The organism is Acidovorax sp. 93, assembly GCF_003633835.1.
In the GTDB taxonomy this organism is placed as follows: Bacteria; Pseudomonadota; Gammaproteobacteria; order Burkholderiales; family Burkholderiaceae_C; genus Acidovorax; species Acidovorax facilis.
Genome location: NZ_RBIT01000001.1, coordinates 3,585,841 through 3,599,239 on the forward strand (window position 1 = coordinate 3,585,841; position 13,399 = coordinate 3,599,239).

Sequence of the window (13,399 nt, forward strand, 5' to 3'; positions counted from 1 at the left end):
TCAGGATAGGGAAAGTGCTGGTGCCCCACCCCGGGCATCGTTCTATAACGAGCAACCGAGTTCGATCCAACCAAAGGAGACGTGCCATGAAACTTCATCACATTGCCGCGCTGGCCATCGTGGCCATGGCCGGAGGTGCTGCACAGGCGCAGCCCAGCCAGGGCGTGAGCAAGGACACCATCACGCTGGGTTCCATCCAGGATCTGTCCGGCCCGCTGGCGGGCTTTGGCAAGCAGGTGCGGCTGGGCATGATGCTGCGCGTGGACGAGGCCAACGAGCAAGGCGGCGTGAACGGCCGCAAGCTCGACCTGAAGGTGGAAGACTCGGGCTACGACCCCAAGAAAGCCGTGCTGGCCGCGCAAAAGCTCGTGAACCAGGACAAGATCTTCATGATGGTGGCGCACATCGGCACGGCGCAAAACCTGGCCGCCATGCCCGTGCAGTTCAGCAAGAACGTCATCAACTTCTTCCCGGTGACGGCCGCTCGGGAAATGTACGAGCCCTTCCACAAGCTCAAGTATTCGTTTGCCGCTACTTACTACGACCAGATCCGCCTGGCAGCCCCCAAGCTCATCAAGGAAAAAGGCGCCAAGAAGATCTGCACCATCTACCAGGACGATGAGTTTGGCCTGGAGGTGATGCGCGGGGGCGAGGCGGCACTCAAGTCCATGGGCATGGACTTCACCGAGAAGACCTCGTACAAGCGCGGCGCCACCGACTTCTCTTCACAGGTCGCCAAGATGAAGTCATCCGAATGCGACTTCGTGATCCTGGGCACCATCATCCGCGAGACCATCGGCACGATTGGCGAGGCGCGCAAGACGGGCTTCAACCCTACCTTCCTGGGCTCCAGCGCCGCCTACACCGACCTCATCCACAAGCTGGGCGGCAAGCCCATGGACGGGCTGTACGCCACCATGACGGTGCAACACCCCTACCTGGATGAAGCCAGCCAGCCCATCCGTTTCTGGGCCAACAAGTACAAGACCAAGTTCAACGAAGACCCCACCGTGTTCTCGGTCTACGGCTACAACGCCATCGACGCCTTCATCAAGGCGGCCCAGAAGGCGGGCCCCAATCTGAGCACCGACAGCTTCATCAAGGCCATGGACACCATGGTGATTCCGCCCGACATGTTCGGCAGCGCCGAGGGCACCTTTGGCCCACAAAAGCGCCTGGGCAGCGATCTTTCTCGCCTGTCGCAGATCACCGATGGCAAGTGGAAGGTGGTCTCCGACTACGTCAAGCCATGAGCGCCTGACCCGCCTCCTTCAAGCCGCCTTCGGGCGGCTTTTGCGTTTCAGGGGGTGCATCCGGGCTCAGTCGGTGGCAGAATTTAACCAAGCAGTAACTTTGCATAAATAACCTGGTTGCCCCACCATGATCGAACGCACCCTCTTCCAGCCCGACCACCAGGCCTTTGCCGACAGCTTTCGCCGCTTCATCGACAAGGAAGTGACGCCCCACCACGCCGCCTGGGAAGACCAGGGCTATGTGGCGCGCGAGGTGTGGAGCCAGGCGGGCGCCAACGGCTTTCTGTGCATGAGCCTGCCCGAGGAATACGGAGGCGCCGGGGCCGACAAGCTCTATTCGGTGGCGCAGATGGAAGAGCTGGCGCGTGCAGGCACCACCGGCATCGGCTTTGGTCTGCACAGCGAGATCGTGGCGCCGTACATCCTGCACTACGGCACCGAGGCCCAGAAACAGAAGTACCTGCCGCAGATGGCCCGCGGCGACGTGGTGGGCGCCATCGCCATGAGCGAGCCGGCTGCGGGCAGCGACCTGCAAGGCATCAAGACCACAGCCATCAAAAGTGCGGACGGGTCGCACTACGTGCTGAACGGCAGCAAAACCTTCATCACCAACGGCTGGCATGCCGACCTGGTGATTGTGGTCGCCAAGACCGACCCGGCTGCGGGCGCCAAGGGCACCAGCCTTTTGCTGGTGGAGCGCGGCATGCCCGGCTTTGAAAAAGGCCAGCGCCTCAAGAAGATGGGCATGAAGGCGCAGGACACGTCTGAGCTGTTCTTCAACGACGTGCAGGTGCCGGTGGACAACTTGCTGGGCGGCACCGCCATGGAAGGGCGTGGCTTCATCTGCCTGATGGAGCAGCTGCCCTGGGAGCGCCTGCAGATCGCCATCACCGCCGTGGCCGCCGCCCAGGCCGCCATCGACTGGACGCTGGACTACGTCAAGCAGCGCAAGGTCTTTGGCCAGAGCGTGGCGTCATTTCAAAACACCCGCCACACCCTGGCCGAGCTGCAAACGCAGGTGCAGGTGGCCCGCGTGTTTGTCGACAAATGCTGCGAACTCATCACGCGCGATCAGCTGGACACCGAAACCGCCAGCATGGCCAAGTACTGGACGACCGACCTGCAGTGCAAGGTGATGGACGAATGCGTGCAGCTGTTTGGCGGCTACGGCTACATGTGGGAATACCCCATCACGCGCGCCTACGCCGATGCACGCGTGCAGCGCATTTATGGCGGCACCAACGAGATCATGAAAGAAGTGATTGCGCGGGCCATGGGCCTGGGCAAATAACGGAATGCACCGCACCGTGAATAACGCAGTGCACGATGCCCTGCACAACGCCCTTCACAACGCACAAGTGGGCGCCGAATGCCGCTACAGATACCAGGCGGCGCGGGCTTCTTCGGGGCTCAGCGGCGCACCAGGGCGGCGGTCGGTGACATTCAGCCAGGAGCGTACACCCTGGCTGCCACTCAGCGCACGCATCAGCAGCAAGCCGGCACCAATGCCGCGTATGGCTGCTGAGCTGCGGCTGGGCGCCATGAAGGCCGCCACCGCCAGCGCACTGGATGCCGCCAGCACGACATGGTGCTCCAGCGCAAATCCTTCGCGCGTGTCGTCGTATTCGATGGCGCTGCGAGCGATGCGCTGCAATGCAGGGGATGTATTTCGTTCCATAGCCAGAAATGTAGATAGCAACCGCCGAAAGATAGTGCAAAAACCACTGCACCCGCGTCAGAAAGCACCTTGTAGTGGCGTGAGCCAGCCCAGCGGCTTTACCGCCGCACTGCTTGAAGTTTAGAGAAACCACCGGAGACCATTCATGACCGAAGCCTATGTATTCGATGCGCTGCGCACCCCGCGCGGCAAGGGCAAGAAGGACGGCACCCTGCACGAGGTCAAGCCCATCGACCTGCTGGCAGGCCTGCTGACCGAGTTGCAAGCGCGCCACCGCTTTGACACAGCGGCAGTGGACGACGTGGTCATGGGCATCGTCTCGCCTGTGGGCGAACAGGGCTCGGTGCTGCCCAAGGTCGCGGCGCTCAAGGCCGGGTGGGACTTTCGCTGTGCGGGCGTGCAGGTCAACCGTTTCTGCGCCTCGGGCCTGGAAGCCGTGAATCTGGCCGCGCAGAAGGTGCGCAGCGGCTGGGAGGACCTGGTGGTGGCCGGTGGCGTGGAGAGCATGAGCCGCGTGCCTATCGGCTCCGACGGCGGCGCCTGGGCGCAAGACCCCGCCACCAACTCCGCCACGCTGTTCGTGCCCCAGGGCATCGGCGCTGACCTGATCGCCACGCTGGACGGCTACACCCGCGCCGATGTGGACGCCTTCGCGCTCGAATCCCAACGCCGCGCCACCGCTGCGCGCACAGCGGGCTACTTCAAGAATTCGGTCGTGCCCGTGCGCGACTTCATCGGCCAGACCATCCTGGCGGAAGACGAATTCATCAAACCCAAGACGACACTCGAAGGCCTGGGCGCGCTCAAGGCCTCGTTCGAGCAACTGGGCGGCATGGGCTTTGACGCCGTGGCGCTGCAGCGCTACCCGCAGGTGGAGCGCATCCACCACGTGCACCACGCGGGCAACTCGTCGGGCATTGTGGATGGCGCCGCCGCCGTGCTGATCGGCAACGAGGCCGCCGCCAAGACCCACGGCCTCACGCCGCGCGCACGCATCGTGGCCACGGCGCTTAGCGGGGCCGACCCCACGATCATGCTCACCGGCCCCGTGCCCGCTGCCAAGAAGGCGCTGGCCCGTGCGGGCATGACCATCGACCAGATCGACCTGTTTGAAGTGAACGAGGCCTTTGCCGCCGTGCCCATGCGCTTCATGCGCGAGCTGGGCGTGCCGCACGACAAGGTCAACGTGAACGGCGGCGCCATCGCCATGGGCCACCCGCTGGGCGCCACGGGCGCCATGATCCTCGGCACCCTGATTGACGAGCTGCACCGCAGGGGCCAGCGCTATGGCCTGGCCACGCTGTGCGTGGGCGGCGGCATGGGCATTGCCACCATCGTCGAGCGAATCTGATTGACTGGGAAGGAGACAACAACATGCAAACCATCCGCTACGAACTCATCCCTGCCCAGGGCACCGAAGGCCAGGTCGCCGTCATCACGTTTGACGAAACCAACTCCCCCGTCAACACCATGTGCCGCCAGTGGCAGCAAGAGCTGGGCGAGGTCACGGCCCAGGTGCTGGGCGACCGTGAACGCCTGGGTACGGCGCTCAAGGGCATCGTGCTCGCATCCGCCAAGACCAGCTTCTTTGCGGGCGCCGACCTCAAGGCCACCATGCGCCTGACACCTGCGGATGCGCCCAACGCGTTTGGCGAGATCGAGCGCATGAAGAAGCACTTTCGCACGCTCGAAACGCTGGGTATCCCCGTGGTGGCCTGCCTCAACGGCGCGGCGCTGGGTGGCGGCTGGGAAGTCGCCCTGGTGGCCCACTACCGCATCGCCGTGGCCGACCCCAAGATCCAGTTCGGCCTGCCCGAGGTCACGCTGGGGCTGATGCCTGGCGCCACTGGCGTGACCAAGATGACGCGCCTGCTGGGCCTGATTGGCGCGCAGCCCTACATCCTGGAAGGCAAGCTCTTCAACCCCGCAGAGGCGCTGGAGCTTCAACTGGTGCACGAGCTGGTGGCCACGCGCGAACAGCTGCTGCCCGCCGCCCTGGCCCACATCGCCACCCACCCGCACGCCGTGCAACCGTGGGACGACAAGAACTACAAGATGCCCGGCGGCACGCCCGCCAACCCCAAGATTGCGGGCGCCCTCACCGTCGCGCCCGCCATGCTCAAGAAGACCACGCGCGGCCGCTACCCCGCGCCCGAGGCAGCGCTGGCCGCCATGGTCGAAGGCGCGATGGTGGACTACGACACCGCCCTGCGCATCGAAAGCCGCTACCTCGCCCGCCTGATGACCGGCCCCGTGGCGCGCAACATGATCAACACGTTCTTCTTCGACATGAACGCGATCAAGAGCGGCAAGTCGCGCCCGGGCTCTGCCCCACGCTACAAGCCACAAAAGGTCGGCATCCTGGGCGCCGGCATGATGGGCGCGGGCATTGCCTGGGCCCAGGCCAGCCGGGGCATCGCCACGGTGCTCAAGGATGTGAGCACCGAGAAGGCCGAGGCGGGCAAGGCCTACAGCGCCAAGCTCACCCAGGCCCGCGTGGACAAGGGGCGCATGACCGCCGAGGCGCAGCAGGCGCTACTCTCCCGCATCACCCCCACCGCCAGCGCGGCCGACCTGGCGGGCTGCGACCTCATCATCGAAGCCGTGTTTGAAAGTCGCGACCTCAAGGCCAAGGTCACGCAAGAAGCCGAGCCCCAACTCGCACCCGGCGGCTTCTTCGCCAGCAACACCTCCACCCTGCCCATCAGTGGTTTGGCCACGGCCAGCAGCAAGCCCGAGAAGTTTGTCGGCATCCACTTCTTCAGCCCTGTGGACAAGATGAAGCTGGTCGAGATCATCCGTGGGAAGCAGACGGACGACGAGACCGTGGCCCGCGCCTTCGACTACGTGCAGGCGCTGGGCAAAGTGCCCATCGTGGTGAACGACTCACGCGGCTTCTACACCAGCCGCACCTTCGGCACCTTTGTGATGGAAGGCGCCGCCATGCTGGGCGAAGGCATTCCCGCCGCCGCCATTGAAAACGCCGCCATGCAAGTCGGCCTGCCCGTGGGCCCGCTGGCCGTGCTGGACGAAACCGCGTTGACGTTAAGCGTGCACGTGCTGGACCAGACCCGCGCCGACTACGCCGCCGAAGGCAAAACCTACACCGCCACGCCCGGCGAGCTGCTGGTGGAACGCATGGTCAAAGAGCTGAAGCGCCCCGGCCGTGCAGGCGGCGGTGGCTTCTATGACTACCCCGCAGGCGCCAAGAAGCACCTGTGGCCGGAGCTGAAACCGCTGTTCGAGAAGTCCGACGTGGAGTGGAGCGTGCAGGAGATCCAGGACCGTTTGCTCTACCGGCAGGCCATCGAGACCGCACGCTGCCTGGCCGAGGGCGTGCTGACCAGCGTGCATGACGCGAACATCGGGTCGATATTTGGGATTGGGTTTCCGGCGTGGACGGGGGGGGCGATGCAGTTTATTTATGGAACGGATGTTGAGACGTTCCTAAAGCGCGCGGATGAGCTGGCGGCGAAGTATGGAACTGGATTTTTAGTGGATGGACATGTCAGAGATTCACTCAGAGTTTTCCGCCCGTCGTGCTGAGATGTAATTTTTCGAAATGGATCAGCTGCTTTAGACACTAGACTCCACATCACGCAACTACTTAGGCACAGGAGATCCTTTGGCACATCTGCTTAACGTCAATGAGAGCATTAGGGACCAAGTGTCTCGCAACGCTATCGCCAGTGAACTGTCGAATGCATTGGATGGTCTTTTTACTATTGAGGGATGTCGGCGGCATGAAGTAAATGATTGGAAATACACCGTTTTGCATTGCAAGCCGACAAGAAATACGGCAGATGCGCTACTTCTCGATAGGGAAGTTCTTGCTTTAATCGTTAATGCCTCAGATCTTCAAGTGCGCACTTTACATGTCGCACAAGATCTTATTTCAAACAGCAACGGTCGACTTGATCCTGCTTTTGTAATGGTTCTGCATGCAGATAAATCCGGCGACGAGAAACTACGAAACTGGGGCCGTGAATTGGGCTACAAAGTAATTCCAATCCATCGCCCAAAAGCAGGAGCACTACCACCAGCCGAATCCCTTCGCCTAACTCTTGCACAAGATCTTTTTACTCACGACCCGTTCTCACTAACTGGACCCGTTCTAGCAGACTCGGAATTTTTCGGCAGAAGGAATAGTGCGCTGGACATTCTTCGACAGACACAAACCGGAAGAATAATCTCCCTTTTTGGCATACGAAAAATAGGGAAAACATCTCTAATAAACAGGGTTGTCACATTAGCACGCGAGGCTGGAACCCCAAATATAGCAATGATTGATTGCTCAGTCGACGGATTCAATATTCTTAGTGCATCCGACGCTCTGAAAGCTATCGCAAAAGTCGCAAAAATGGCTTCGACACGAAGCTATGCACACATTACCGAGGCCCTCAAGCGCAGCGACAAAGATCTTGTACCAGTTTTCGATGATTTATGGTCAACAAAATCACCGAAACCGCTAACTTTAATCTTTGATGAAGTTGACTACATAACACCAGCCTCACCAAATCGGCCTCACTGGAGACAAGACTTCAATATATTCTGGCGTGAATTTAGAGTTGTTTACCAGGAAGCCCAACGCATGGGCTTCCCAATTTCAATACTAGTTTCAGGCGTATCCTCACATGCCTTTCGAGTGGAGAGTTTTGACGAAATAGAAAATGCCGTACTCCACTTTGTCCCAGAAGGATATCTAACTCCATTTGCAAGGCACGCATCCAAGCAAATGATCAAAGATTTGTGCAAGCGGTGTGGCCTTGTACTAAGCAATGATGATCAAGATAGAGTCGCAGAGACATGCGGCGACTTCCCATACTGGATACGCCTTGCAGGTTCATATATTCACAGATCAATTGACATTCAGGGTCGTCCGCGCAGTGTAGATTCAACACTTATTTCACGCCTTTTGTCAGAGTTTGTTGACGCTGAAGGCGGAGATGCTGCAAGAGTTGCTCTTGAGGATTTACGAAGAAAAACAGCAGAGCCCATAGAGCTACTACAGCGAGCAGCCTCCGTTCCCTACATTTCTCTATCTGAGGGGAAATTGCTACTCCGTTATGGTCTAGCTACTCAAGTCCCCTCAGGCGTGACCGTAACAAGTGCGATGATCCGAGCAGGCCTAGCTGGCCTATCCTCGTCCGTGCCAGCTATTCAACTTCCAAAAGCTGCATCACCTTTAGCAGAACAACTCTCGCTTCCATCCGAAGAGTGGGCGGAAGAGCTATCAGTAATAAATCGTCGCCGGAATCTAGTTGAAAGAAAGTTAAGGGAGTTCATCCACTTCACTCTTAAACTAACTGCCCAATCAGGTGAAAATTGGGTAGACAAAGTACTTAAATCGCTTAATGAGAGGCAGCGAACAGAATTGTCCTCTTTAGCTGGAGATGCTCTTTTAAATCGACTCTATTGGAAAGATCTTGGCGCAATCATAGTTAAACATTGGTCAAATTTTGAGAAAATACTTGGAGATAAATCCAGATTCGCAACAGCGATGGATTTACTTAATGATCGCCCTGACGCACACGCGAAACAAATTGATGCAGCAGATGTAGCGCTATATCGGAGGGAGTTGACTTGGCTTGAAGAGCGGCTCGCCTGAAAGATTGAAGGGGGGCTTGGAGAAATGCCCCCAACTCACCACAGCACTCCTTTTTCAGGCAAACCCAACATCCCCCGCGCCTCCTGCGGCGAAGCCACCTCCCGCCCCGCGTTGCGCGCGTACTCCGTCAGCTTCTCAATCAGCGGCCCGTTCGAATCTGCCTTCGTCCCATCCGGCAGATAGAACGTATCTTCCAGCCCCGTGCGCAAATGCCCGCCCAGCTCTGCCACGCGTTGGTGCACGGGCCAGATCTCGGCGCGGCCGATGACGGTGGCCTGCCAGGGGGCGTCCTTGATTTTCAGCTTGAGCAGGATGGGGAGCAGGTCCGGGTCCGCAGGCATGCCGGATTCGACGCCCATCACAAAGTTGTACTCGGGCAGGCGCTCGGTGTACATGCCGGTCTGCACATACATCTCCACGCAGCGCACGATGCCCACGTCAAAGCATTCGAACTCAGGCAGCGTGCCGGTTTCCAGCATCACGTCGATGAAGTCCTTGACCTTGGCGGGTTGGTTGTCGAACAACATGGGCGGCCAGGCCCAGGTGCCGTTGCTGCGCACCTTCAGGTAGTTGAGCGAGCCGGCGTTGCACGCGGCCATCTCGGGGCGGGTGGCGCGCAGGCAATCCAGCGGGCCCTGGTAATTGGGGCCGACCACGCCGGTGGTCTGGTTGATGATCAAACCCGGGCAGGCCTCGCGCATGGCTTGCACGCAGTCGCGCGCGACCTGCGGGTCCCAGCTGGGCAGGTGGCCTTTGCCGGGCTCCTGGTTGCGAAAGTGCACGTGGACCACGGCGGCGCCTGCGTCGTAGGCGCGGCGGGCCTCTTTTGCCAGTTGCTCGGGCGTGACGGGCACATGGTGCTGGCCGGGGTCCGTCAGCACGCCGGTGATGGCGCAGGTGATGATGGCTTTGTTGCCGTGGTCGGTGCTGTGCATGGTGCCTGTCTCCTTCAAATGCCTAGCTGGCGTGCAGCCAGGTCTTTCATGATTTCTTCCGCACCGCCGCCGATCATCATGACCTTGACCTCGCGGTAGATGCGCTCGCTGACGGTGCCGCGCATGAAGCCCATGCCACCCAGGATCTGCACGGCCTGGTCGGCACAGAACTGCATGGTTTGGGTGGCGTGGTTCTTGAGCAGGCACACCTGCGCTACCCACTCGGGGCCGGTGCGGCCCGCATCGGCCTGCGCGGCCACGGACTCGCACCACGCGGCGGTGGACTGGATGCGCATCTGCATGTCCACCAGCTTGTGGCGGATGACCTGGTGCTCGACCAGCGCGGCGCCAAAGGTCTTGCGCTGGCGCGCCCAGGCCAGGGCCTCGTCGTAGCAGGCCTCGGCAAAGCCCAGGGCCGATGCGGCCAGGCCAAAGCGCTCGCCGTTGAAGTTGGCCATGATGATGCGAAAGCCCGCGCCCTCTTCGCCCAGCAGGTAGCGGACGGGCACGCGCACGTTGTCAAAACGCAGGTGTGCGGTGTCGGAGCAGAGCCAGCCCATCTTGTCGAGCTTGCTGCGCGACAGGCCTGCGCTGTGGCCGGGGATGAGCAGCATGGAGATGCCGCCACTGCCCTTGCTGCCAGCGTCGCCAGTACGCACAGCCACCGTGATCCAGTCCGCGCGCATGCCGGAGGTAATGAACACCTTTTCGCCATTGACGATGTACTCATCACCCTCGCGCCGCGCTGTGGTCTTGAGTTGGGCCACGTCGGACCCGCCACCGGGTTCGGTAATCGCCAGCGCAGCGATTTGCTCGCCCGCCAACACGGGCGGGATGACCTCAGCACGCACAGCATCGCTGCCATGCGCCAGCACGGGCGGCAGGCCGATGTTGTGCGACAGCAGGCTGGCCAGCACGCCTCCGCTGGCGCCGTGGCGGCTGAGCGCGCGCCACAGCGGCAGGCGCAAGGCGTAGCTGGCGGGTGTGCCGCCGTACTGCTCGGGGTAGCCCAGGCCCAGCAGGCCCAGGTCGGCCGCGCGGCGGTACAGGCTGCGGGGGAATTCACCAGCCGCGTCCCACGCATCCACATGCGGCGCGATCTCGGTGCGGGCAAAGCGGGTGACGGTGTCGGCGAGGGCGGTGCGGTCTTCGTCGCTCACAGAACTTGCATCGGACATGGCGGTCATGCGGACGCTCCTTGCGTGGCGGGTGCAAAGCGGGCCAGAACCTGGCCGGGCGACACCTGCTGGCCGGGGGCTACCAGCAGCTCGGCCACCGTGGCGGCTGCGGGGCTGGCCAGGCTGTGTTCGAGCTTCATGGATTCGATGACCACCACCGTATCGCCCGCCGCCAGCGCCTGGCCTGCTGCCACAGGCAGCGCAACCACCTTGCCGTTGAAGGGGGCGCGCAACTCCGTCGCACCGCCCGCCGCACCCGCGCGCGCAGCGGGCTCCCACGATGCGTCTTCCACCCAGCCGTCCACGCCGCCGGTTTGCCAGTGCCAGCGCCGGGGGCCCACCGCCACGCAATGCACACCGCGCTGGGGCAGCTGCAAAGTCACAGGCTCTGCCCCGGCCTGTTCCACCAGCAGCCGCCCACCGCCCAGCTCGCGCACGGCAATGGAGTGCACCTCGCCCTGGTGGCGCAGCCGCAGGGGCCTGGCCATCGCACAAGGCAGGTCCGACGGCGTATTTGAAGCAAAAATGGCCGATAGCGCCGAAGGAATATGCACTGATAGCTCACTATTTAATAGCAACCGCTGCAGCTCCTGGGCGTGCTCCGCCAGGAACGGCACCAGCGCCTGCCCACTGGAAAACACCGGGTGCTGCAGGCACGCCGCCAGAAACGCGCGGTTGGTGGGCAGGCCCAGCACGCGGGTGCCCTGCAGCGCGCGCAACAGGGCAGCAATGGCCTCGGCCCGCGTGGGCGCGTGCACGATGAGCTTGCCCAGCATGGCGTCGTAGTGGGGGGTGACTTCGGCGCCCTCTTCCAGCGCGTGGTCAAAACGCAGCACGCCCGGCACGGCCCGCTCAAACGCGGTGGCAGGCGGCGCGCTGAAGTGCAGCACGCGGCCCGTGTGGGGGCGGAAATGTGCGTCTTCGGCACACAGGCGCACTTCGATGGCGTGGCCTTGCAGATGCACCTGATCTTGCGTGAGCGGCAGCGGCTCGCCCCGAGCCACTCGGATCTGCCACTCCACCAGGTCCAGCCCCGTGAGCGCTTCGGTCACAGGGTGCTCCACTTGCAGGCGGGTGTTCATCTCCATCAAGAAGAATTCAGCCCCATCCAGAAGGAATTCCACCGTACCCGCACCCACATAGCCAGCGGCCTGTGCCAGCGCCACGGCGCAGGCGCCCATGCGCTCGCGCAGCGCGGCGTCCACGGCGGGGCTGGGGGACTCTTCGATGATCTTCTGGTGGCGGCGCTGTACCGAGCAATCGCGCTCGCCCAGGTGGATGCATCCGCCGTGAGCGTCGGAAAAGATCTGCACCTCCACGTGGCGCGGCTGCATCAGTGCGCGTTCGATGAGCAGGTCGCCACAGCCAAAACCCCCAAGCGCCTCCGACCGCGCACCGGCCAGGGCAGCAGGCAACTGCGCCAGGTCGGTGACCAAGCGCATGCCACGCCCCCCCCCACCCGCCACGGCCTTGACCATGAGGGGCGTGCCGATGCGGGCTGCCTCGGCGGCAAAGCGTTCGTCGCTCTGGTCGTCGCCCGCATAGCCGGGCAGGCAGGGCACGTCCTGCGACTGGGCCAACGCCTTGGCCCCGGCCTTGCTGCCCAGCGCGCGGATGGCGCCGGGCGGCGGGCCGATCCAGGTCAAGCCCGCATCGACCACGGCCTGGGCGAAGTCAGCGTTCTCGCTGAGGAAGCCATAGCCGGGGTGCACGGCATCTGCGCCGGTGGCACGGGCGGCGCCCAGCAGCTTGTCGATGCGCAGGTAGGTGTCGGCGCTGGCCGCGCCACCCAACGCCACGGCCTGAGTGGCTTCGCGCACGTGCAGGGCGTTGGCATCGGGGTCGGAATAGACCGCGACGGTTTCGATGCCCATGCGGTGGGCGGTGTGGATGATGCGGCTGGCGATCTCTGATCGATTGGCAATGAGGATTTTCTTCATGAGTTCGCACTCCAGGGCGGCGCCTTGCGCGCAGCAAACGCCGCCAGCCCTTGCGGCGCCTCGGGCCCGCGCAGCGCTTTCGCAAAAGCCACGGCCGCGTCATCCAGCAGCGCGGGCAACGGCGTCTCAAATTGGGCCAGCAACAAACGTTTGGTGGCGGCCACGGCCTGCGGCGCTGCGGCGGCGTGGCGCGCAATGGCGGCCTGCACAGCAGCCTCCATGTCGCCAGCCACCACCTCATCGACCAGCCCCGCGCGCTGGGCCGTCGCAGCATCCCCGCGCTCGCCCGTCAGCAAACACCGCCGCGCCGCCGCATAGCCGAGGCGGCGCACCACAAACGGCGCGATCTGCGCAGGCACGATGCCCAGCGTTACCTCGGGCGTGGCGAACTGCGCGCTTGTGTGGGCCAGCACATGGTCGGCACAGCAAACGAGCCCAAAGCCGCCCCCCATCGCCGCGCCCTCCACCGCCACGATGAGCCACTGCGGCAGCGCACACAGGGCCTGCAGCAGCGCGCCAAAGCGGCGGTTCAGTGGCACCAGCGGGTCAGCCTCGCCCACAGCCAGGGGCTGGCCAATGGTCTTGGCAAAGCCGCCCAGGCTGCCACCCGCGCAGAAGTGGCCACCCGCGCCACGCAGCACCACGCCGCGCAGGTCGGCATCAGCCACAGCGCGCTCACACGCAGTCAGCAGGGCATCCACCATGGCCTCCGACAGCGCGTTGCGGCTGGCCGGGTCGTTGAGCGTCCAGGTTTCCACACAGCCGCTGGCCAGCGGCGCGCGGTCGATCAACAGCGAATCAGCCATG

At 62.9% G+C, this 13,399-nt stretch carries 10 protein-coding genes; 5 read left to right on the forward strand and 5 right to left on the reverse strand.

The window, feature by feature from the left end:
• The first annotated feature begins 86 nt into the window (after positions 1-86).
• Both C8C93_RS16310 and C8C93_RS16315 read left to right on the forward strand, forming a co-directional pair.
• On the forward strand, positions 87-1,253 hold the full coding sequence (locus tag C8C93_RS16310) for an ABC transporter substrate-binding protein (RefSeq protein WP_057229165.1): 1,167 nt from the start codon (positions 87-89) through the stop codon (positions 1,251-1,253).
• Between the two features lie 127 nt (positions 1,254-1,380).
• Positions 1,381-2,544 (forward strand): acyl-CoA dehydrogenase family protein, encoded by a 1,164-nt coding sequence (locus C8C93_RS16315; RefSeq protein ID WP_121507584.1) that lies wholly within the window; start codon positions 1,381-1,383, stop codon positions 2,542-2,544.
• A gap of 84 nt (positions 2,545-2,628) precedes the next feature.
• On the opposite strand, the gene C8C93_RS16320 is transcribed toward C8C93_RS16315, so the two are convergent.
• A complete protein-coding gene (locus C8C93_RS16320; protein ID WP_225581100.1) occupies positions 2,629-2,931 on the reverse strand; it encodes a hypothetical protein in 303 nt (100 codons plus the stop codon).
• 145 nt (positions 2,932-3,076) lie between these two features.
• Between C8C93_RS16320 and C8C93_RS16325 the strand changes: the two genes are divergently transcribed.
• From C8C93_RS16325 to C8C93_RS25050, 3 genes are all read left to right on the forward strand, one after another.
• Positions 3,077-4,282, forward strand: a complete 1,206-nt coding sequence (locus C8C93_RS16325; RefSeq protein WP_121507585.1) for an acetyl-CoA C-acetyltransferase — start codon at positions 3,077-3,079, stop codon at positions 4,280-4,282.
• 23 nt (positions 4,283-4,305) lie between these two features.
• Entirely contained in the window at positions 4,306-6,477 is a 2,172-nt protein-coding gene (locus C8C93_RS16330; RefSeq protein WP_121507586.1) for a 3-hydroxyacyl-CoA dehydrogenase NAD-binding domain-containing protein, read from the forward strand.
• Positions 6,478-6,556: 79 nt separating this feature from the next.
• On the forward strand, positions 6,557-8,539 hold the full coding sequence (locus C8C93_RS25050) for an ATP-binding protein (RefSeq protein ID WP_147433775.1): 1,983 nt from the start codon (positions 6,557-6,559) through the stop codon (positions 8,537-8,539).
• Between the two features lie 35 nt (positions 8,540-8,574).
• Here the strand turns inward: C8C93_RS25050 and C8C93_RS16335 are convergent, their stop codons facing one another.
• From C8C93_RS16335 to C8C93_RS16350, 4 genes are read right to left on the reverse strand one after another with little or no spacing between them, the layout of a single operon-like run.
• Positions 8,575-9,474 (reverse strand): 3-keto-5-aminohexanoate cleavage protein, encoded by a 900-nt coding sequence (locus C8C93_RS16335; RefSeq protein ID WP_121508829.1) that lies wholly within the window; start codon positions 9,472-9,474, stop codon positions 8,575-8,577.
• A 14-nt stretch (positions 9,475-9,488) separates the two neighbouring features.
• Positions 9,489-10,661, reverse strand: a complete 1,173-nt coding sequence (locus C8C93_RS16340; protein ID WP_121507587.1) for an acyl-CoA dehydrogenase family protein — start codon at positions 10,659-10,661, stop codon at positions 9,489-9,491.
• Positions 10,658-12,592 (reverse strand): biotin carboxylase N-terminal domain-containing protein, encoded by a 1,935-nt coding sequence (locus C8C93_RS16345; RefSeq protein WP_121507588.1) that lies wholly within the window; start codon positions 12,590-12,592, stop codon positions 10,658-10,660. Before C8C93_RS16345 ends, C8C93_RS16340 begins: the two co-directional genes overlap by 4 nt.
• A complete protein-coding gene (locus C8C93_RS16350; protein WP_121507589.1) occupies positions 12,589-13,398 on the reverse strand; it encodes an enoyl-CoA hydratase/isomerase family protein in 810 nt (269 codons plus the stop codon). Before C8C93_RS16350 ends, C8C93_RS16345 begins: the two co-directional genes overlap by 4 nt.
• Position 13,399: the final 1 nt, after the last annotated feature.